The following is a 21,181-nucleotide window of genomic DNA, read 5'->3' as shown; positions in this document are numbered from 1 at the left end:
ATCTGTGTCAGTTGCGTGAAATGCCGCCACGACGGAGGCTGTCGAGATAGTCATCAAAGTTTTTGGTATGGTTGCCCCGGCTTAGGTCGCGGATATCTCCGCCAAGACTGCTTTTGGCTGAGCCAAGAATGTCGGAGTTGTTCGCATAAGCGTCTTGGGCTGAGCCGATGCCAGACTGGATTGCACCGGTTGCCTTATCCGCAAACGCCAGCGCAGCTTTTGCTCCGGGAGGCGCAAACTTCTTGCCCAATGTGGCGGCAGCACCGAGCGCGGCACCGGCCATAGTTGCGGCTGCAGTGTTGGTGAATTGCGATTCAGCTATAGAATTGGCGACAGCAGTCGCTTCGGTGACAAAGACAGTTCCCATCACGCCAAGAACAACTGCAAGGAAGCCCGAGCTGGTGAAGAAGGTTCCACCACTCATTTTGGCGGCGGAGAAGGTATCTCCTGAGGAGAGCAAGGCAACTGCACATAGACAGATACCTACTGCCATGGTTGCTCCATAAAGGACCATAGCCGCTGCAATCAGTGATTTGATTCCCTGCCAGACCATCCCTTTGCTCCATTGGAATCCCACTCCCAACAGTATCCAGGGGGCAAGCCCGGCAATTACGCCAACACGGAAAAGCGTGACTGTAACTTGAGCAAAATACACGACGACCAGAAGCATCCACGGAATGACGATCAGGACAGCCGTGAGTGGGCCGGTCATGTTGCCAACCGAAAACGATTTCCAGAGTTCCCAAGCTACATCAAGGACTTTGAAGAACCCTTGTTCTGCCACATATATTAACGCGGCCGCTTTTGTGTACTTGCCCGGCACATCAATGAGAGAAGATTTGTCGTTTATATTTTGAGCGGCAACTAGCACTGTTTTTGCCGCTGCATTCATGGTTTCGGTCGCAATCATATAAAAACCCATGACAAGACCGGCTTTGTTTCCAGCAAGTAGTGCTCCTGCCAGAATTACGAAGAAAAGTTCTCTACCTATGCTTGCAAGATCTGTTTGACCTAGTAGAATCTTTAGACCTGAAACACACAGCCAGAGGCAGGTTACAGCGATGAAAACATCGATCATGCCGTCCAAAAGTACGGTGGACAGCGAACCAAAGAATTTCTCGGAAAGACCGATGAAGGTTTGCGCGACAGTACAGGTCGCACAGTCTATTGTTTCAGCGTTTTCCATGATGCTGATCCTTTTGGTGAGCTTGCCCGCTTTGGGTGAAACCCCTGGGCTGTATGAAATTGCCAAAGAACCTGTTCGGACGGCCTTCTTCGATGTTGATAGGGCGAGAAACTTCTGGGAGGAGGACCGCACGTTTCTCCAGCTGGAGAAGGCGTATGAACGATGTGTAGATAACCAAGCGTTCGATTACTGGAACCGTGTCTGGCTTGATACAGAAAGAGGAGGAGGGGATGGCGGATACGGAAATAAAACGCGCGACTTTATTCGCCGTGTTTGGAATCCAATTAATGGAGCCGGTGACCGAAAACTTCGCAGTCAATATGAAGCTGAGTATGAAGCAAACCGTGCCCAATTCACTCTTGACTATATTCTTGGCAGATATGGCACTGAGGGAATGGAATTGGTCAATTCCGACCTTGACACCATCAAATACTGCCATGATTTGTCGAGGGCTTACGAAAAATGGCGCTTTGAATATGCATCCACGGCAATGGGTGGACAGTTCTCTATGATGCCCAGGACTGACTGGATTCGCGTTCCTTACAACGAATGGGACAACGCTATATGTGAAAGCCTTCAGAAAAAAGTTGGGCGTGACGATGTGGTTCTTCTCTCCAACACTTGTGAACTTCCTGATTGGCGATCTCCGGAAGAAGTGGCGAATTACGACACGGCACTGTTGAACAACGTGATCCGTCAGCAAAATGAAGCGAAGAAGAACGCCAAATCCCGCACTCAAAGCCGTCAGGTGATCGAGGCCTATCTGAGCGATCACGGGGATACGCTTAGTGATGCAGACCGTAAGGCCCTGGAGACGATGCTCAAACAACTGAACTGAAGGTGTGGTGAGGGCGATCATTGGTTGCCCCCATTTTCTGCTGTCTCTTCTTCTCCTAAATCCACTCCACCCAGAGCTTCCTCAATTGTTGCTTCAGGCGGCATAAGTTTGAGCAGGGTTGCCGCCTGAATACGGATCAACTGTGCTCTTTGTTGTTGGGATTGAATCTCCTGCCTGTCCTGATGAAGAATAGCTTTGATCAAGACGAGCATTAGGGCTTTCAGATCTTCGGCGGCATCTGCCTCTGCTTCGAGTTCATCCGCTGTTTGCTGGTTTTCGTCCACCTGATCAATAATCTGATCCGACTGAGACAACCCTGTATTGATCGCGTCCTTAACCACTGCATTTTGCCTGGCAAGAACCTGCTGCCGGGCAAGGTCTCTTGCCTTTCGGAACGCAAAATCTGCTTCAGGGGAGCTGTCAGGATTTTGCCAATCTGGACCGTTGCCCGCACCTCCCCAACTGCCACCATCAGGGTTCGACCAGTCTTCAGGTGCTGTTCCTTCATTGAACTTCCAGCTTTCCGGGTCGTTGGGATCGAACCACAACATTTCCTGATAGAAGGCACGACGAGCACAAATGCTTTCCCAGTCCAGATCATCGAGATCGATGCTCGGCAGAAGTCGCGAGAGATCGGGTAAAAGGCAACGAGCGTCTTTGTTAATCGCCTGGACCATCTTCGCCATATTGACGATGGGCATGGTAATTTTACCCATTTTCCCAATGGCGTTGATCTGATCTTGCGCAGCCTTGCTGATTTTCCCAAGGATTTGGGTTTGCTCCATCAATTGATCGAGCTGCTTTTGCAGACTGTTAAATTGCTCTGTGAGCTTTACAAAAGAGGTCGCGTCAAAGACTGGATAAGTGGCGTATGCAAATGAAGGCGTCATGATCAACATGCCAGCGATGATCATGCCCTTAAGCCGCGCTCGCGTTACAGGTGGCTTTGCCATGTCGCCCCCCATTTTTGTTTGAGACTTTCAAGGACCGCATTGGCGGCCGGGCCGCTGCGATAGAAGCGTGCGGGTTCACCAAGAGGAGTCAGGTCCACGTCCAGAATCAGACTTTCTTCATAACCTGTGGTCTCATCACGTTTGACGATCAGGACACGGCGGTCCTTTTTCTTGCGACTGCGTGTTTTGCCTTGAATGAACAGCTTTTGTTCTTCGTTCAAATTGAACGGAATGAGACTTTTCTCGGTGACTTTGGAGTTTGGGAAGAAAATGAAGGTCGCAGTATTCTCAATGATCGCCTCATACCCTTCGCTGTCCGTGAGGGCGGCTGGATCCTGGAAGATCATCCCGACAATGCCGCCAAGCTTTCGATACTCGCGATACATGACGTCGCTGAGATCCCGGAAGCCTTTGTTCTGGCGCAGTCTTGCCGCTTCTTCGAGAACGATGGCAAACCCGCCATCTACTTCCCCATTGGTTGCAGCCATCTGCACAGCAGAGTGATAAATCGCCTCGGAAATGTGAGCGACAATCGGTGCGCCCAGTGTCGGGTCTTTCAATGCTTGATTCATATTGATCCCGACATTGAAAGACTGATCAAGCATCCCAGAAAGGCTATCGTGCGGAGCATTGAAGATGTGGCTGCGGATGCCTTTGTTGCCTTTCTCATCGACAACCCATTGCGCAAATGCATCTCGTAGAGATGATCGACGCGCAAAGGCATAAGGATAGATGGCGTTCAATGTCCGCTCCGGCGGATCAATAAGAAAGGCGGTCTCGACAGCGAGATCAATCGCCTTCCTGTCTTCGCGATCTTCTATCCCTCCGGCGAGGGAATACAGGATGTGCCTAATGCGTTCGCGGTTTTCAGGGGTGTCCTCACCGACATCCAGGGCATTGAGTGCCAGGCTGTCAAAACCTTGATAGAGACCTCCCATGGCTTCCACCATGAAGCGTGACCCTTCTTGGGAATCAAACAGATATGAACGCACTTTGGGAAATTTGGCCAAGCCACTGAGAAGATGCATGATCAGGGTGGACTTGCCACTTCCGGCCGGAGCAAATACGAGGAAGTTTGCCAGCGTCAGAGGTTTGTTTACGACATGAAACTGAAATGAATAGCTCTGCCCTGAAGGTGTCGAGAAAAGTCGCACAGGTGCCGGGCCGAGCGGGCTCTCTGGCATACCGTTAGGTGTGTGGGGCAAAGCCCAGATGGCTGCAATATTCTGATCGCGCAGGTCAAGGCTGGCCATCATCCGGCTTCCGGGGGGCATCATCCCGCCTTTGAGCGGCTTGGGCATCCGGTTGAACCAACAGGCAGGCGCACCTTTTGTCTGGATTGAGTAACCGATCCTCCTGTCAGCAAGAATAACTGTGATTTCGCGGATAAGTTCGTTAAGTGCTTCTTCAGATGCTGCACGCGGAATAATGCAAAACTGAGTTGCAAACAGTGCCGTGGCATTTTCTTTTAAAAGCGACAGTAGTGCAGATGTTTCTTTTGCGCCGGCCGGGTTGCCAAAGATCCGTCCATTCTCTGATATCAGACGCCGTTCGAAGAATAGTGTTGCCTGATCGCGGCCCCACGGTTCACATACCTGACTGACTTCAATGTCGCCTTCCAGTGCAAGAATCTCGCCAAGGAACAAGGCATTCAAAATTTCTGGCCAGTGCGTGATAGTGATGATTTTCTGCAGTTTACGATCAGGGACATGTGTGCCGATCTGGCCTGTCAGTTTATCAAAACTGATATCTGACGCTGGCAAGCGTCCGGAAATGTTGTGGCTGGCAACGGACAGGTCGCGGCGATATTCACCACATACCAGACCATTCAGGAATCCTGTGAGGTAGCATGGTTCATCTGGATATTCTGCAATCCGGACTGGAGTAACATTATATGTTGCCAACAATGCCTGAATCTTGTCGTCGGCCTCGGACAGGGCTTGCATGTCCGTTGCCGACAGCATCAGATACCAATCAATGAAGTAACTCGATTTGTGTCGCTCAGCTTCGGCGTCGCCGATCTCCTGAAGAACCGAATTGGGCCATTCTCCATGACTTCCAATTGAACGCTGACGTTTGACACCGCTGAAACGAACAGCGACCCCCAGCTTTGCCAGATCCTGCAGAAGATTACCGCGCCCCAGAAGGAGATTGTTCTGTTCGGTCTCAACGCGAGCATCATAGCTCGTTCCAGGTAGTGACCAGACACGGAATAATGAACCGTCTTTATTACGACCTGTAACACCATCATTATGATCAATGCTGTCAAATTCCAGCTCGTCCTGGAGCCAGTCGTTGTTAAGATCACCGAGTAACAGTTTGCGGGTGGCTGGTAGAGCTAGACCACCTGCCATCGCAGAGACACCTAGAGTAGAAATCACTTCTGGCCAGATCATTGATGACCTCCACCTGCGCTTAGCACAGATACTTTGTGTCGTCGCTTGAACCAGAACTTCGGCGCAAGGATCAATTCTTTGTCGAAGAAGGGGTTAGCCCGAAATCTGCGCATGAGGAAAACCCATGTGATGATCAGTCCGGCCAAGGGTGCCGGGATCAGCAAAACCACTGTTTGCAAGGCAAGTGGAATAATCAGAGCAACCAGAGCCCCTATTGCCGAAAACGCAATGAGGTTCATAGGAAGACCTGCCAGGGTCATCTGATGCTGGACATGAACCTGCACGACACTTGCCGCCTTCATTCGCTCTTCCTTATCAACTGTTGATAAAGTTCAGGAGCGCGGGGCCGATAAACGGTGCAGCCACAGCGACAACACCACCGACCACTCGGGTTAATGCCTGCATAGGATCAAGTTTGCCGTTGATCGCGCCGACAATCCCCCATGCGCAAAGACCGATCCCAAGCACGACAGCGCCAATCGTTACCAAACCATCCAGAATCCCGGTCAGGCCATCTACGAGGTAGCCGGACCAGGATGTATCGCCGTCGCCTGATGTGTCCCCAAGATCAACTTGGGCCATGACCGGATGAGCGATCATGGTCATTGAAATAAATGCAGATAAGGTCAGAGTGTTGAGGTCAATTTTCTTCATGTTTTCCTCTATGGGATAAAGGTGAAAGCTATCTGGTTACTGAGAACAGGAGGCCGATACTGAAGAACACAGCCAGCAAGTTCACGGCCGTTAAGATTCCTAGGTAAAACATATATTTGCGAATGTTTGCCGAGGCTCTGTCAGCCTGTCGGGAGGCCTCATTCATCGCCTCTATGCGTTCGCGTACGACATCGCCGATTGCTTCATTTTTGAAGGTTTCAATCGCACCTTTGACATCACATGTGAAATGACTGATCGACTGGTTGATGGCCTCGATGAAGTGCTTTCGCTGCCTGTCATAGTGGCGTTCTTGTTGAGCAAGAGCGACCCGGTGCATTGTAAAGACTAAAAGTATCGGATCGTCTTCTCCGACAGTTACTCCATGCTGCTTCCATAAAAATGTGCGCAGTTCATCGATTGTCTCAATGCTGTTTGGAAATGGCGGGGTTTCATCAAGTGCAGACATCAGAGCATCGCCTCTTCCATGATGTTGAAAAGGGTGCCCCAAGTTGTCTTGAGACGCTGACGGGCCATAATGTTGAAGGTTTCGGATGCGATCGCTTCATCAAAAGTCAGGCGGGCTGCCATCATCGCCTTGATATCCTCGCCAAAAGTTGATTGGCGCACAGGCGGGATCTGGATCAGGCTGTATATTCGATCTTTATGGTTTTTGTAGATTTTGAAATCTTCAAACCCTTTGGGCGCAGAACCGGGATCGCGATGTTCAATCTGGCCAGAATACGGATTAAGCCAGACAATGGCAGGAATGTCTGGGATCGAGCGTAATACCCGATCAAGTCCCGTGATAGTGTCCATCATCGGCTGACCGCCCGTGATGACCGACTGTAGACGGACTGAATGACCGGCATCCGTCAGCATTTCCAGCACCTGAGATTCGACGAGATAGGACAAAAGTGGCAGAAACGAACTCGAACCGTTATCGATGACGGCAACGCCATCTTTGGGCAGAGCAACCAGATCTTCGATCAATGTATCGAAATAACGCGGATTGACTTCATCATCGCGATCCGCAAGCTTCGTGATCTTGACTGGCAGTTTCTCAAAACCGGCAAGGGTCTGGTTAACCGGGTCGGTGTCAAACCCCTGAACCGGCACACCGCGCTGAAGGTAATATTGCAATAGCAGCGTATTGACGAAGGACTTACCGACGCCGCCTTTGCCTTGCAGAGTGATGTTAATTAACGCCATCAGCGATAACTCCGTCTGAAATGATGATTTTGATACCGAGCGAACTGGCGAGTTTGAAAAGCTTTGCACCTTCAAGATCCCCGGTACCGTTTTCGAAATTGCGATAAGTTCTTTCAGACACACCAATAAGGCTGGCGGTCTTTAATTGAGACAGGCCAAGCGCTTTGCGCTGTTCGTGCATACGACGGTGAAAAACGAGATAATCAGATTGCCAGTTCATTCGACCTCCATTGGTCGAACCGGCTTACTGAGGGTGTCGGGCTGATCAAGCGGTAGCGGGAGATCAAACTCTTCAATCTCTCCCAATGCCGGAGCGAAAATCCGGGGGGCTCCCAATATATCTGGGGAGGTTCCTCAGCAAGGAATAGCACGACCAACAAATGGCCGAATAGCACACCAAGAAAACTTCCAAGAATGCCGCCGAGACATATTGCCAGAAGTGTAGCCAGAGTTTCTTTGCCCGCAAGCAAGCTCGGAATGTTATTTACTGAACCGGATTTCTCAGTCTTGCCAGACGATAACTCTAGCAAGTGAATATCATCGACCGGGCCAGTTTCAATGCGACGGGGAACAAGGTGAATGTTCTCTTGGGCGAGAACGTCCAGAACCAGATCCAAAACTGCAACAGCGTAACCATCAGATACGAAATTTTCGGTAATATCGTCCCATTTATTAGGGCAGGCCGGATATTTTGATACGACCTCTGCTTTAGCAATCACACGCGCCAGGCGAAGCTTCGAACGGGTATCAAGCGGATAACCTTTCGAAACTTGGGCAAATTTAAAGTCGATATATGGAAGTTCCTTGGCCAGAGCTGACAAGCGTAGGTACCAGTCGCGACGGTTCACCTCCTTAAAGATGAAAGCTGTTGTCGCAGGTGCCGTGATGTCAATTTCTGACGGCTTTTCGCAATCCATACTGTATCCCCACAAACTGACACTGACTTGGCCAGCAACACCGGCCCCTACCCGAAAAGCCCGACCCGATAATCTTCAAAAAAATCGGGTAACGGGCGTAGGTGTTGGGGCATTTACATCCACCAGACCGGAACCAAAATCCGGCGGTGATCGATATGACGCGTGGGCGGATCGTTGCCGCAGGAGGTAACCTTTCTGGTCATTGCTCGGCCTCAAATAAGTTCACCTGCTTCCCTTCCTTCGGCGATTTTTCCGGCAATGCGTTCTTCATTGCTCAAGCCGTCACGAGGCGATGCTTTCGTATCGGGTGAAGGTCGCCGTTGCTGATCATCTGCAACAGAAGGTGCCTGGGGTGATTTTTGTGTCGAAGGAATTGATGAGGATGACGCATTCGAGATGGCGGGTGTTCGCAATCGGCGGCACCATCGGTAAAAAGTTATGCGTGACATGGAAATGCGCTGACTGGTGCTCAGATCATCATAGATGGCACCAACCGATTGGCCTGCTTCCAGAGCGGCTGTTATCTCTGGTTTTAACGCCAGAACCTGTATTCTTGCCTGTCCCCAAGCGGCTTGCATAGACTTCCCCATCATACATCGTTCGGTCATTAACGACTTGACAAGGAAGAGAAAGATATGATCCCAATCTATCACGGGTATGCGATCTTCTGGCTCTAATGAGCTAAAATATGCAAATCCCGTGGAAGTGAATCAAACATCGGCGATTGCCCCCGCAACCAAATAAAAAAAGGCGGTCCCGTATTGGGGCCGCCTTTTTTGTTTGATCACGTGAAGACGCTTTGAACCTTCGATCTTCCTGTGTTCTGAGCCTGTGCTCACAACTGAAGGTCGAGCACGGCGAAGCCGCGCAGACTGCGCAAGGGCTACAAGCTCGCGTCAATGATCCTGTTTGGAGGTTCGTTGCGTAGGCTTTAAATCAATACTTTGTAGCTGTGACACCGCGCAATAGTTGTGGTAGCTCAAAGGCTCTTTGCATACTCGTATAGCTCTCGAGAGAACGAATTATGTTCTTCTATCGCATCTCGCGTTGCTTTGGGAACTTCTTCAAAGTGTGGTCGGTGTTTTCCAACATTTATATGTTGGATGGTAGCCTGTTTTGATAAGTTTAGCAATCTTGAGAGTCTTACGATTGCTGCATCAAGATTATCTAAAGTTCCAACAAGTTCAAATTTGCTACGTAGGTTGGTTTTAGCTTGCTCTAAATCTTCCTCGCTCAGTTTGGTGCTCGGTTTTCCGCAGAGGTAACGGACTTGCAGGTTGTCAAGAAGTGGTGGAGGTGTTGTTCTGTAAATTTCAGATAGATTCATATCTCTTTCTTGAATAAGCGAAAACTGCGAGTGTTTGGGATGATTTTTAATATAGTAGTAAAATGAGACAACGTGATCGACTGGGTCTCGTAAAAACGTAAAGGCAAAATATGGTCTCTCAATGATTTCTAACAGACGACTATCAAAATGACCTTGGATAATCTTGATGTCCGGATTATTTACCGCAAGCTTAAAGCGTTCATTGTCGTACCCGTCTTCGGGGCGCTCTATTGTGGTATAGAAATCCGTACGGGAGACCTTGTTTTCAAGCAGCTCTCCAATCGAACTTCCTGCTGTCTTAGGAATGTGCATAAAGACAGGAACAGGAAGGGACTGGGAGTATTTGTCTTTTTTTTTGGCGTTTGAAACCAGCATCCGCTGATTGTCTATGCAGAGACTTTTGAATAGCCTTTGAGTTATACGTTTATCCAAGCACGGGCCAAAAAAAACATAACGCCTTCGGATACCTAGCTGGAAAAAAAGCTTACGGATAGAAAGGATAGTTCTATATGTGAACAATTTCATGTAATGTAGCAAGCTAGAAAATTTCGAAATTTTTCGACTGTTGGAATCTCAGCCTCAATCCTGCCTGGTATGATACAAATGACCGATTTGGGACCCCATTTCAATATTTTGATTGTTCATTATTTTATCTGACCTAGTGTATAAATATACAATAATTAATCGTCATTGACCATAAAAACTCGCAAGCTTTTGTTGTATGGGGAGCGGATCATCAAGTGCAGTTGCACACAAACATACTGGATTGATAGTATCTGGAGGATATAATGTTTGTGGTTGTGTTCGGCTAGCTAAGATTAACTCCGAACATTGAGCTGATTGCCGATATGCTGCACCGGACCGCGTAAAGTGGAGCGCCCAGTGCAGCTAATGTATCCATTGGTGCTCTAACTGCGCGGCTTGAGGTTTTCCGGGTCATAGATCGGTTTGTAGCCGATGCCGTAAACTTCGACCGGATAGATCTCGTCCATATAAGACACGATCAGTTTGCGACCTTCCTGGCAGTAATCCCATGGCAGGTAGGCAAGGGCGATGTTTTTGCCGATGCTTGGGCCAAAGGCGATCGAGGTGGTGTAGGAACGACGGCCCAATTCATCAATCAGGGTTTTGCCAGTTTCCGGATCCATTACCGGCAGACGTCCGACCGGATAACGGGCAACACCATTGGCATCGACATTATCGGTCATGATCAGGGTGCAGAGCATGGCTGGTTGATGATCGCGTTCGCGATATTCGACATGTTTTGCCTTGCCGCGGAAGTCGGCTTCCTTGACCTTCGGGCGGGCAAGGTCGGCTTCCAGCAGGTTGTACTGCGTGTGCAGATCGGCGTTCTGCAGGCGCAGTGATTTTTCCAGACGGCGTGAGTTGGCATAGGTTTCGACACCCACGGCCAGAACGCCAATACCGCGCAGCGCATCCCAGACAGCCAGGCCGTCTTCATAGCGCATATGAAGTTCCCAGCCCTGCTCACCGACATAGGAAATGCGGAAGGCCGAAACGGTTTTACCGGCAATCTTGATCTGACGGATGGCGGCAAACGGGAAGTTTTCCACATTGAGCGCCTCGGGATCTTCGACAACCTTTTTAAGGTTTTCACGCGCGTTCGGGCCCCAGATGCCGATGGTGGTGAAATCTTCGGTCACATCGGTGATCGTGACATCCCAGCCCTTATCCTGGGCGGTGCGGCGCATATAGGTCAGGTCACGCGGGCCGGCATCGGCACCATTGACCAGACGGCAGCGGTCTTCCATGCGGAAGACGGTGAAGTCGGCACGCACCATGCCTTCGTCATCAAGCATGTGGGTATAGATACCCTTGCCGATATTGCCATCCCCACCGATCTTTGCAGCACAGAGCCATTCCATCAGTTCGACGTGATCGGGGCCGGAAATGTCGGTCATGTGGAAGTGCGACAGGTTGATGATGCCGCAATCGTCGCTCATGGCCAGTTGCTCGGCGTTCGATACGCGCCAGAAATGGCGGTTGTCCCATTCATGTTCACGAACGGGCACGCGGTCAGCGTATTTTTCAAGCAGGTGCTCGTTGGCGGCATAGCCGTGTGCACGTTCCCAGCCGCCGAGTTCCATGAAGTAACCGCCCAGTTCCACTTCGCGTTCGTAGAACGGCGAACGACGAATACCACGTGCATTGGCGAACGGCTCGCGCGGGTGGACCGGCGGGTTATAGATCTTTTTCGCCGTTTCGTAGCAACGGTCGTGGATATACTGTTCGTTCAGCTGGAACTTGTTAAAGCGCGAGAAATCGACCGAGGCGTGGTCGATGTGGGTGCGGCCATGGGTCATCCAGTCGGCAATCAGTTTGCCCATGCCCGGTCCGTCTTTAATCCAGATGCCAACCGCGTACCACAAGCCGCGCAGGTTCTGACTTTCACCCATGCTTGGGCCGCCGTCGGCCGAGGACTGCAACAGGCCGTTGAACGAGTGGCTTTCGTTAAAGCCAAGCTCGGTAAGGATCGGGGTCAGTTCCATGGCGCGTTCAAGCGGTTCCATGACGTCTTCAAGTTCAAGGTCGCGCTGCGACGGGGACAGGCGTGCCTGATCCTTTTCAAGGATGTCGCGCGGATGGACCAGACGCGGGTTTTCCTCGTAATAGTAGCCCCATTCGATCTGGCCACCCTCAGTGCTTTTGGGGTCGCCGGTGTCGCGCATATAGGCCGAGTTGCCCTGGTCACGCAGCAACGGATAACCGATTTCAACGCCGGTACCTTCGAACTGGTTGTACGGCCCGAAGAAGGTCAGCGGGTGGTCAACCGGCATGACGGGAAGGTCTTCGCCGGCCATTTCAGCAATCAGGCGACCCCAGAGACCGGCACAGACAACAACATAGTCGGCATGGATCGTACCGCGTTCGGTGACCACACCCTTGATGCGGCCATCTTCGGTGATCAGTTCAAGCGCCGAGGTGTTGGAAAAGATCTTGAGCTTGCCGGATGCAACGCCCTGATCGATCAGTTTGCCAGCAACGGTTTGGGAGCGCGGAATAACAAGACCTGCATCCGGGTCCCACATCGCACCCATGATCTGGTCTTCTTCGAGAAGCGGGAATTTTTCTTTGGCTTCAGCGGCCGAGATGATTTTGACGTTGGTGCCAAATGCCTTGCCGGAATCAACGCGGCGTTTGAGTTCGCCCATGCGTTCGTGATCACCGACACGTGCGACTTCCAGACCACCGATGCGCGCGTAATGGCCCATCTTTTCATAGAAATTCATGGAATACATGGTGGTCCAGGTGGTCAGCTGATCATGGCTGGTGGCATAGCAGAAGTCGGATGCGTGGGCGGTCGAGCCGATATCGGTCGGAATGCCCGATTTGTCGATGCCGACAATATCATCCCAGCCGTTCTCGATCAGGTGATGCGCCACCGAGGAACCAACAATACCCCCGAGACCGACGATGACGACTTTGGCCTTGCTTGGAAATGCGCTCATTTCTCTCAATCCTTCTTTCCGAGATGTTTGTCAGTGCTCGGCATGGCGAAAACGCGTCAGGGACCGGTCGAAGCCGGCCCCTTTGCGAAGTTTACTACAAAGTGAAGACAACCGTTCGGTGATCATTAAGCATCACCCTGCCTTCAAGATGGTATTTGACGGCGCGGGCGAGAACCCGGGATTCGATATCGCGCCCAGCTGCGACGAAATCGTCTGCGGACATCGCGTGGTTCACGCGTTCGGTTTCCTGCTCAATGATCGGGCCTTCATCGAGATCCGGTGTGACATAGTGTGCCGTCGCCCCGATCAGTTTCACCCCGCGCTCGTAAGCCTGATGATAGGGCTTTGCGCCCTTGAAGCTTGGCAGGAAGGAGTGGTGAATGTTGATGATCATGCCATAGAACTGGCTTGAAAGCTCGTTGGTCAGGACCTGCATGTAACGAGCCAGGACAACCAGTTCAGACTTGGTTTCCTTGATCAGGTCAGCAAGCTTGGCTTCCTGTTCAGCCTTGTTTTCCTTGTTCACCGGCCAGTGGTAGAAGGGAATGCCTTCCTGATCGGCGACCTTGCGGGCATCTTCGTGGTTCGAAACGATGGCCGCAACTTCGGCGTCGAGCCAGCCGACCTTGATTTGGTAAAGAAGGTGCAGCATCGCATGGTCGAATTTCGAAACCATGATGATGATTCTCGGACGGCGTGCAACTTCATCAATCTTGAGCTTCAGGTTAAAGCGATCCACCGCCGGGTTCAGCGACAGGGCAACAGATTCCTTGTCGATATCTGCCGGTGTGATAATCGCAACACGCAGGAAGAACTTGTTGGTGTGGCGGTCCCAGAACTGGTTGGACTCGGCGATATTGGCGCCGCGCGTGGCCAGAGCAGAGGTAACGGTCGCAACGATGCCCGGCTGATCATCACAGGCAACACGAAGGATATAAGAGGTATCATTCACTGGTTTGGTTCCGTCTTGATGTCTCGTGTTGAATGTTAAAGCTGGTTTTCCAGCTGCGGCAGGATTTCAAACAGATCACCGACAATGCCGTAATCTGCGACCTGGAAGATCGGCGCTTCTTCATCGGTATTGATGGCAACGATAATCTTGGAATCTTTCATACCTGCCAGATGCTGGATCGCGCCGGAAATACCACATGCGATATATAGGTCGGGAGCAACGACTTTACCCGTCTGACCCACCTGAAGATCGTTGGGGGCATAGCCCGCATCGACAGCCGCACGCGATGCGCCAACTGCGGCGCCAAGTTTGTCAGCCAGGGGTGTGATAACGGATTTGAACTTGTCTTCCGAACCAAGGGCACGGCCACCGGAAACAATAATCTTGGCAGAACCCAGTTCCGGCCGATCATTTTCCGACAGGATGTTTTCAAGGAAGGAAGATTTCCCGCTATTTGCGCTTCCGGCATCAACCTGCTTGATCTCGGCAGCGCCTTCGCCGGCCTCGGCTGCACCAAAGCTTGAGGTGCGGATGGTGAGCACTTTCTTGGCGTCTGTGCTTTGCACCACTTCGATGGCGTTGCCGGCATAGATCGGGCGTTTGAAGGTATCGGCATCGACAACTTCCATCACCTCGGACACCTGCATGACGTCGAGCAGGGCGGCAACACGCGGCAGGATGTTTTTACCGTTTGCGGTCGCGGCGGCAACGATGGTGTCGTAATCGCCCGCAAGTGAAACGATCAGATCGGCGGCATTTTCGGCAAGATGGTTTGCCAGGGCGTCGTTGTCAGCAACCAGGACGCTTCGAATACCGGCAAGTTTGGCTGCCTGATCGGCAACCGCACCAATGCCCGAGCCCGCGACGAGAATATCAATGTCGCCGCCGATCTGGGTGGCAGCACTCAGTGCCTTTGCGGTCTGTTCGGACAGGGTGGCGTTATCGTGTTCGGCAAAAAGAAGAATAGCCATGATTTCAATCTCCGCCTGGGTCAGATGACGCCAGCTTCATTCTTGAGTTTGTCGGTGAGTTCGGCAACATCGGCAACCTTGATGCCCGCCTTGCGCGTTGCGGGTTCTTCAACCCGGATCAGTCGCAGGCGCGGGGCGACGGTAACGCCAAAGTCAGCGGCGGTTTTGCTATCGAGCGGCTTTTTCTTTGCCTTCATGATATTGGGAAGCGACGCATAGCGCGGTTCGTTCAGGCGAAGGTCGGCGGTGACAATTGCCGGCAGGCGCACACTGATGGCCTGAAGACCACCATCAACCTCGCGGGTTACCTTGGCGTGATCAGCCGAGAGTTCCAGCTTGGAGGCGAAAGTTGCCTGTGACCAGCCAAGCAGGGCCGAAAGCATCTGTCCGGTCTGGTTGGCATCGTCGTCAATCGCCTGTTTGCCCAGAATGACAAGGCCGGGTTCCTCGGCGTTCACAACACCTTTGAGGATTTTCGCGACGTCAAGCGGCTCAACCGGACCATCAACCGTGACCAGGATGGCGCGATCAGCACCCATGGCAAGGGCGGTGCGCAGAGTTTCCTGTGCCTGTGCCGGACCAATCGAAACGGCGACGATTTCGTCAGCCTGACCGGATTCCTTAAGGCGAATGGCTTCTTCGACCGCGATCTCGTCGAAGGGGTTCATCGACATTTTGACATTGGCAAGGTCGACACCGGAGCCATCCGCCTTGACGCGGATCTTCACGTTGTAGTCGACGACCCGTTTGACCGGTACGAGAACCTTCATCATTTCCCTCTCTGACGAAATCCGGATCAAACAAGTTTTGGTCCGGGGTGGGTGCGTCTTGCAGCAACCCGATTTAAGTTTCAAAGACTGGAAGCGTTACGCGATGCGACACTACCGGAGGCGATATTGAGCGTGGTGCAATTCTGGATGCCGAGTTTCCGGGGTCGGGGCAATCTGGACAGGTTTCTGACGATCGTTTCGGGGCGCGAATGTACTGTTTGCCGATTTTGGCATCTTGATCGCAATCCGATTGTTGATTCTGCCGTGACCCTGTGTTTCTCTTGCTTAGCCGACATACCCTTCGGTATCATGAAAAGTAATCTGGCGACTTTTTGCGCCAAAAAATAGAATGTTTGCGTCAAAGTGAGATTACCGCTACGACAAAGCCGGTAACCTTGTCTGTATCGGAGGAACCGATGCTCAAGAAGCCTGAAGCACGTGCCCAGACTGCACCGCGTTTAACCGTCGGTTTTATCCTCGCAAAACGCTTTACGTTGTGCGCCTTTGCCAACTTTGTCGATGTTTTACGCCTTGCCGCAGACGAAGGTGATCGCAGTCGTCCGATCCTGTGTAAATGGACGGTTCTATCCGACACGATGGACCCGATCACATCAAGTAGCGGGATCGCGGTGCAGCCCAAGGAACGCTTGGGCGATCCACGGCGCTTCAATTATATCGTGGTTGTTGGCGGGCTGATGGATGACGCCGAAAAGCTGAGCCCCGCCTATCAGAAATTCCTGCACGAAGCGGCCGAAGCCGGGGTGCCACTTGTTGGTGTTTGCACCGGGGTCTTTATGCTGCATGAGGCCGGGCTTCTTGACGGGTATCGTTGCTGTGTCAGTTGGTTCCATCATTCCGAGGTGGTCGAGCAGTTCGAGGGACTTGATCCGGTTACCGAGCAAATCTTTGTCGTCGATCGCGACCGGTTGACTTGTTCCGGTGGGGTCAGTTCGGCGCATCTGGCCGCCTATCTGGTCGACAAGCATGTCGGGCGGGCGCAGGCGAATAAAAGCCTGCATATCATGATCATTGATGATGCACTTCAGGCGGAGAAGCCCCAGCCGGGCATTCCATTGGATTTGAAAACGCAGGACCAGATCGTGCAGCGCGCGCTTTTGATCATGCAGCAAAATATCGATATGCCGATTTCCGTTCAGGAAATTGCGCGTCGCATGGGCAACAGCAAACGCCAGATCGAACGGCATTTCAGGATGGCGCTGGATACATCGCCCCAGGTGGCGTTCCTTAATATCCGGCTTGATCTGGCCCAGCACCTGATCGAGAAAAGCGACAAGTCTGTCGCCCAGATCGCGGTTGATTGCGGCTTTTGTGATTCTTCGCACCTTAGCCGGATGTTCCGTCGTCGTTATGGCTGTACGCCACAGGCCCTGCGTCGTCCGATCCCGGATTCACTGGCCACAAGTGCGATGGTCGAAGACGCACCGCAGCTTGAGGCCGGCGCATAAGAAACGAAAACGCCCTGCTTACTGTGATGGTAAGCAGGGCATTTTAAATGATGTGCTTAAGATCGCAGAGATATTACATCTCGACCTCGACATCGGAAAGCGGGGTCGAGCAGCAAATCAGGATCTTGCCCTGATCAATTTCGCGCTGACGGATACCGCCACCATGGTTCATGTCGACTTCGCCGGACACCAGTTTGGATTTGCAGGTGCCGCAAATGCCACGCTGACAGGATGACATCGGCATCAGACCGGCTTCCTTGGCGGCCGACAGAATGGTCATGCCCGGGCTGCATTCAACCACGTGGCCGGTTTTGCTGAAGCTGACGCGGAAGGTTTGCTCGCTGATTTCCGGTGCGACGGAAGCGTGTTCTTCGAACGTGCCCGCGGTTTCAGCGCCGAAATCAAAGCTTTCTTCATAGTACTTGCCCATGTCGAAGCCTGCTTCTTCGAGCATGTGACGCACACCCTCCATGAAGCGGGCGGGGCCGCAGCAAAATACCTTGCGATCCTTGAAGTCGGGCGACATCAGCGACAGCATTGGCAGGCTCAGGCGGCCGGTATAACCGGTCCACTGATGGCTTGCAGACGCGCTGTCACACGTCAATGCCACCTTCAGGGTCGGGTTCTGTGCGGCCAGCAGGGCAAGCTCGTCACGGAAAATCAGATCAGACGGCGTACGTGCCGCATGAACGAAATGAAGATCGGTCGGTTCGGACAGGTCACAGGCAGTACGTGTCATCGACATCATCGGGGTAATGCCGCTGCCAGCCGAAATGAACAACAGCTTTTCTTCGCCCGTGGCATCAGCGGTGAATTCGCCGCCCGGACCGGAAACGTTGATTTCCTTGCCCGGAAGCATGTTGTCATGCAGCCAGTTCGACCCCGGACCACCCGGAACCCGTTTGACCGTAATTTCAAGACGGTATGGGCGGGCTGCCGAAGCCGAGATCGTGTAACACCGGGTAATCATGCCATCGACCGGCAGTTCGAACGTCATGAACTGACCGGGGTAGAAACGAAACGCGCGCGGTTCACGTGCGGAAAAGACAAAGGTCTTAACGTCGTGCGTTTCCTGACGCACCTGACGGCAAACAAGGACGTCGTCGTTTTCCGGGTCCCAAAGCGGGACCCGGGTAACTTCGGTCAGAATTTCTTCGACCGGGGCCTGATCGCCCTTGTTGCTGTCGGTGGTATTCTTGTCGGTCATTCTGCGGCAATCCCGGCTTTGGTCGTTGCGAAGTGGTCTTCCAGACGCTTGATATACCAGTCACAGAATGCTTCGACATGCGGTTCGGTAAACTTGGAATAGGGGCCCGGTTCGTATGCAGGCTGTTCGCTGCCAATCTGGGCAAGACGCACAAGGTCTGCATCCTGCTGGTTGGTCATGTTCCACACATGGGTGAGGTTATCAAGCGTGTAATCCTCGTTCTCATGCGCGTCCTTGTGAACCAGCCACGTGGTTCGGACCAGCGTTTTGTTCGGTGCCAGCGGCAGGACAGAGAAGGTCACGACATGGTCAGCCATGAAGTGGTGCCAGGAGTTCGGGTGGGTCCAGAAGCTGAGCCCGCCAAGTTTGGCATCGGTGAAATTGCCAAGCAGTTTCTTGGATGCCGATTTTGTATCAAGGGTGTGTGATTCCCCTTCGCGCATCAGCGGCAGGCGCATGGTGCGGAAACCGGTCACACTCGACAACTGATCCTGTTCCGCAGACGGCAGACCGCAGGCTTCCCAGCGGGCATGGTCATTGGCGATGGTCTGGGTATATTTCGCAACGTCTTCGGAGCGGCGCTGATCAAGTTCATCAGGCGAGAAACCGAAACCGAATTCTGACAGCGGCACGGTCAACTGCGGATGGTTGCCTTCGCAGTGATAGCACTCGCGGTTGTTTTCCATGGTCAGCTTCCAGTTTCCTTCCTCGATCAGTTCGGAAACGTGGGCGACTTTGCAGTTGGCAAGGTCGTGCGGCGCGATATACGGCTCCATGACCTTGGCCATTTCTTCGATATCGGCCGGTGCATCCTTGGCCAGGCAGATAAAGATCAGACCTGCGATGGAACGAACATGGACGGTTTTCAGACCATGGCAGCTTTTATCAAAGTCGGAGCCCATGTGCTCAGCAAGGATAAGGTCGCCATCCTCGTTGTAGGTCCAGCCATGATAACGGCAGACTATATTGCCAATTGTGGTTTGGCGTTCGTCGATCAGTTTCGCACCGCGGTGACGGCAAACGTTATGGAAGGCACGAATGCCCATATCGTCGCCACGCAGGATCAGGATCGACGCCCCGCCGATTTCAACCGTGATGCAATCGCCAGGCTCGGGCAGTTCCGGCTCTACGCCAACAAAGATCCAGTGCTGGCCAAAGATCACTTCCATATCCAGATCCAGAATGTCCTGATCGCTGTAGAACGGCGCTTCAAGGCTTTTGAATGTCTGGCGGCGGGCGACGAGTTTTTGAATGTCAGAAGAATGCATGGTCGGATACCTCGGCTTCTCTCAATGGTATCTGGATGGAATCCTGTGCATGGCTAGCCGTTTGCATCAGGGCGTAAGCATATCACCGATCACATTCGTCGGTGTACAGACAATTGAAACCGGTTGTTTCCGGCCTCGGGCTTATTTCCTGGACGTCTTCAGTGGCTATCTGCGCGCGAGAAAGTTGGTATAGCCGAGGTAACTGACAGTTTTGCGTCCGCACAAAATGTGATGGTCCCGAACGCAGGAAACCGTTTGCCGCAACACCATGGTGATTGGCACGATTGGTATTCGCACCCAAAAGCGAATACGAACATGGTTTCACGTACGATGTACGTGCCGGTTTGCGGGCCGTCAGTTGCACCCAAAGTCTCCCTCTACTCCGCCGGCAGGTAACCTGCTCTTTGGCACGCCCACGGTAAAGAGTGAGCGATCAGAAAATCTATTTCTAAATGAGGTCGCTAAGGGAGAAAGCATAAGTCAATTGGGCAGTAGTTTTGCGACGCAGTTATCATTGTCGGGCACACGATACCGGCTAGGTGGCCTTTGTCTGGAGAAATTTCAATGTGCAACAGCAGTTTTCCTCGCTTTTTTTGACGTCAATCGGCCGCAATGGCATCATCATGACAACAGACCTTGAAAATTGGGGATTCGGGTGATGAAAGTCGGCATTGTCGGGGCCGGAATGGTCGGAAGTTCGGCGGGCTATGCGCTTGCCGTCATGGGACTCGCAAGTTCGGTGGTTCTGGTCGATCAGAACCACGATCTGGCCGTCGCCCAAGCCGAAGACATTGCGCACGCAGTGCCGTTTCTATCCTCAACAATTGTCGAGGCGGCTGACTATGTCGGTCTTGCCGGGGCATCGGTGATCATTCTTGCCGCCGGGGTCAGTCAGAAACCCGGCGAAAGCAGGCTGGCTTTGCTGGAAAGAAACGCCGCCGTTTTCAAGGACGTGGTCGGCAATGTTCTTGCGGTTGCGCCTGACGCAATTCTCCTGATTGCATCGAACCCGGTCGATATCATGACCCAGATCACGCAACGGATATCCGGGTTACCTGCCAACCGCGTGATCGGTTCGGGGACGATCCTTGATACTGCCCGTTTCCGCAGTCTTTTGGGGCGTCATCTGGGTATTTCGCCGCAATCGGTTCATGCCTATGTCCTTGGCGAACATGGCGACAGCGAAGTCTTGGCCTGGTCGAACGCCAAGGTGGGATCGCTTTCACTGGCCGATATTGCCGCCCAGGTCGGATCCCCGATTACAGAACATGTTCGTGCCACCATTGATGATGGTGTGCGCAATGCGGCTTACAAAATCATCAAGGGCAAAGGGGCGACCTATTACGGGATCGGGGCCGGGTTGGCGCGGATCATCAAGGCGATTGCTCAGGATCAGCATGACGTTCTGACCGTATCGTGCGTGACCCCCGAAATTGTCGGGGTCAAGGATGTTGCCCTGTCCATTCCCCGCGTGGTCGGGGCGCAGGGGATTGAGACCGATCTGATGCCTGACCTTGTCAGTGCGGAGCGTGACGGCCTTGAAAAAAGTGCGCGGCTTTTGAAGGACAGTGTTGACTCAATCCGGCTGTAACATGGT

Annotated in this window: 20 protein-coding genes; 3 read left to right on the top strand and 17 right to left on the bottom strand. The window is 52.5% G+C overall.

Going from position 1 to position 21,181, the window contains the following annotated elements; genetic code table 11:
- Positions 1 to 7: 7 nt before the first annotated feature.
- A complete protein-coding gene (locus AUQ41_RS16285) occupies positions 8 to 1,186 on the bottom strand; it encodes a hypothetical protein (protein ID WP_063089304.1) in 1,179 nt (392 codons plus the stop codon).
- Here AUQ41_RS16285 and AUQ41_RS16280 point away from each other — a divergent pair.
- Positions 1,185 to 2,024: a hypothetical protein gene (locus tag AUQ41_RS16280; RefSeq protein ID WP_063089303.1), complete on the top strand. Its 840-nt coding sequence runs from the start codon at positions 1,185 to 1,187 to the stop codon at positions 2,022 to 2,024. The genes AUQ41_RS16285 and AUQ41_RS16280 overlap by 2 nt on opposite strands.
- Positions 2,025 to 2,041: 17 nt before the next feature.
- Here the strand turns inward: AUQ41_RS16280 and AUQ41_RS16275 are convergent, their stop codons facing one another.
- The 14 genes from AUQ41_RS16275 to AUQ41_RS16215 form a co-directional block, all read right to left on the bottom strand.
- The gene (locus tag AUQ41_RS16275) at positions 2,042 to 2,977 is read right to left on the bottom strand and encodes a hypothetical protein (RefSeq protein WP_143588749.1); all 936 of its coding nucleotides are present in this window, start codon (positions 2,975 to 2,977) and stop codon (positions 2,042 to 2,044) included.
- Positions 2,959 to 5,373, bottom strand: coding sequence for a VirB4 family type IV secretion system protein (locus tag AUQ41_RS16270; RefSeq protein ID WP_083952854.1), 2,415 nt, complete (start codon positions 5,371 to 5,373; stop codon positions 2,959 to 2,961). Before AUQ41_RS16270 ends, AUQ41_RS16275 begins: the two co-directional genes overlap by 19 nt.
- A complete protein-coding gene (locus AUQ41_RS16265) occupies positions 5,370 to 5,675 on the bottom strand; it encodes a hypothetical protein (protein ID WP_063089300.1) in 306 nt (101 codons plus the stop codon). Before AUQ41_RS16265 ends, AUQ41_RS16270 begins: the two co-directional genes overlap by 4 nt.
- 13 nt (positions 5,676 to 5,688) lie before the next feature.
- Positions 5,689 to 6,027 (bottom strand): hypothetical protein, encoded by a 339-nt coding sequence (locus AUQ41_RS16260; RefSeq protein WP_063089299.1) that lies wholly within the window; start codon positions 6,025 to 6,027, stop codon positions 5,689 to 5,691.
- A gap of 28 nt (positions 6,028 to 6,055) precedes the next feature.
- Positions 6,056 to 6,493: a hypothetical protein gene (locus tag AUQ41_RS16255; RefSeq protein ID WP_063089298.1), complete on the bottom strand. Its 438-nt coding sequence runs from the start codon at positions 6,491 to 6,493 to the stop codon at positions 6,056 to 6,058.
- On the bottom strand, positions 6,493 to 7,236 hold the full coding sequence (locus AUQ41_RS16250; RefSeq protein ID WP_063089297.1) for a conjugal transfer protein TraL: 744 nt from the start codon (positions 7,234 to 7,236) through the stop codon (positions 6,493 to 6,495). The genes AUQ41_RS16255 and AUQ41_RS16250 overlap by 1 nt, the downstream gene beginning before the upstream one ends.
- The gene (locus tag AUQ41_RS16245) at positions 7,223 to 7,456 is read right to left on the bottom strand and encodes a helix-turn-helix transcriptional regulator (protein ID WP_063089296.1); all 234 of its coding nucleotides are present in this window, start codon (positions 7,454 to 7,456) and stop codon (positions 7,223 to 7,225) included. The genes AUQ41_RS16250 and AUQ41_RS16245 overlap by 14 nt, the downstream gene beginning before the upstream one ends.
- Complete coding sequence (locus AUQ41_RS16240; RefSeq protein ID WP_063089295.1) at positions 7,440 to 8,153, bottom strand: hypothetical protein; 714 nt, start codon at positions 8,151 to 8,153, stop codon at positions 7,440 to 7,442. The genes AUQ41_RS16245 and AUQ41_RS16240 overlap by 17 nt, the downstream gene beginning before the upstream one ends.
- 212 nt (positions 8,154 to 8,365) lie before the next feature.
- Positions 8,366 to 8,731, bottom strand: coding sequence for a hypothetical protein (locus AUQ41_RS20750; RefSeq protein ID WP_143588750.1), 366 nt, complete (start codon positions 8,729 to 8,731; stop codon positions 8,366 to 8,368).
- A 401-nt stretch (positions 8,732 to 9,132) separates the two neighbouring features.
- A complete protein-coding gene (locus AUQ41_RS16235) occupies positions 9,133 to 9,855 on the bottom strand; it encodes a sulfotransferase family 2 domain-containing protein (protein ID WP_168173426.1) in 723 nt (240 codons plus the stop codon).
- A 533-nt stretch (positions 9,856 to 10,388) separates the two neighbouring features.
- Positions 10,389 to 12,950 carry an FAD-dependent oxidoreductase gene (locus AUQ41_RS16230; protein WP_063089293.1) on the bottom strand — a complete coding sequence of 854 codons (2,562 nt, stop codon included), beginning with the start codon at positions 12,948 to 12,950 and terminating at the stop codon, positions 10,389 to 10,391.
- A 94-nt stretch (positions 12,951 to 13,044) separates the two neighbouring features.
- The gene (purU, locus tag AUQ41_RS16225) at positions 13,045 to 13,902 is read right to left on the bottom strand and encodes a formyltetrahydrofolate deformylase (RefSeq protein WP_008889668.1); all 858 of its coding nucleotides are present in this window, start codon (positions 13,900 to 13,902) and stop codon (positions 13,045 to 13,047) included.
- A 35-nt stretch (positions 13,903 to 13,937) separates the two neighbouring features.
- Positions 13,938 to 14,873, bottom strand: coding sequence for an electron transfer flavoprotein subunit alpha/FixB family protein (locus tag AUQ41_RS16220; RefSeq protein WP_063089292.1), 936 nt, complete (start codon positions 14,871 to 14,873; stop codon positions 13,938 to 13,940).
- Between the two features lie 20 nt (positions 14,874 to 14,893).
- Positions 14,894 to 15,643: an electron transfer flavoprotein subunit beta/FixA family protein gene (locus tag AUQ41_RS16215; protein ID WP_063089377.1), complete on the bottom strand. Its 750-nt coding sequence runs from the start codon at positions 15,641 to 15,643 to the stop codon at positions 14,894 to 14,896.
- Between the two features lie 416 nt (positions 15,644 to 16,059).
- On the opposite strand from AUQ41_RS16215, the gene AUQ41_RS16210 reads away from it, so the two are divergent.
- Entirely contained in the window at positions 16,060 to 17,109 is a 1,050-nt protein-coding gene (locus AUQ41_RS16210; protein ID WP_063089291.1) for a GlxA family transcriptional regulator, read from the top strand.
- Positions 17,110 to 17,182: 73 nt separating this feature from the next.
- Here the strand turns inward: AUQ41_RS16210 and AUQ41_RS16205 are convergent, their stop codons facing one another.
- Both AUQ41_RS16205 and AUQ41_RS16200 read right to left on the bottom strand, forming a co-directional pair.
- Positions 17,183 to 18,316 carry a hybrid-cluster NAD(P)-dependent oxidoreductase gene (locus AUQ41_RS16205; protein ID WP_008889672.1) on the bottom strand — a complete coding sequence of 378 codons (1,134 nt, stop codon included), beginning with the start codon at positions 18,314 to 18,316 and terminating at the stop codon, positions 17,183 to 17,185.
- Positions 18,313 to 19,584 carry an SRPBCC family protein gene (locus tag AUQ41_RS16200; RefSeq protein WP_063089290.1) on the bottom strand — a complete coding sequence of 424 codons (1,272 nt, stop codon included), beginning with the start codon at positions 19,582 to 19,584 and terminating at the stop codon, positions 18,313 to 18,315. The genes AUQ41_RS16205 and AUQ41_RS16200 overlap by 4 nt, the downstream gene beginning before the upstream one ends.
- A gap of 658 nt (positions 19,585 to 20,242) precedes the next feature.
- Here AUQ41_RS16200 and AUQ41_RS16190 point away from each other — a divergent pair.
- Positions 20,243 to 21,175, top strand: a complete 933-nt coding sequence (locus tag AUQ41_RS16190) for an L-lactate dehydrogenase (RefSeq protein ID WP_063089288.1) — start codon at positions 20,243 to 20,245, stop codon at positions 21,173 to 21,175.
- Positions 21,176 to 21,181 lie beyond the last annotated feature (6 nt).

The sequence above is a fragment of the Thalassospira sp. MCCC 1A02898 genome (assembly GCF_001618185.1).
Lineage (GTDB): Bacteria > Pseudomonadota > Alphaproteobacteria > Rhodospirillales > Thalassospiraceae > Thalassospira > Thalassospira tepidiphila.
The sequence above is the reverse complement of the archived record's forward strand: the minus strand, read 5'-3'. Positions and strand labels throughout refer to the sequence as shown.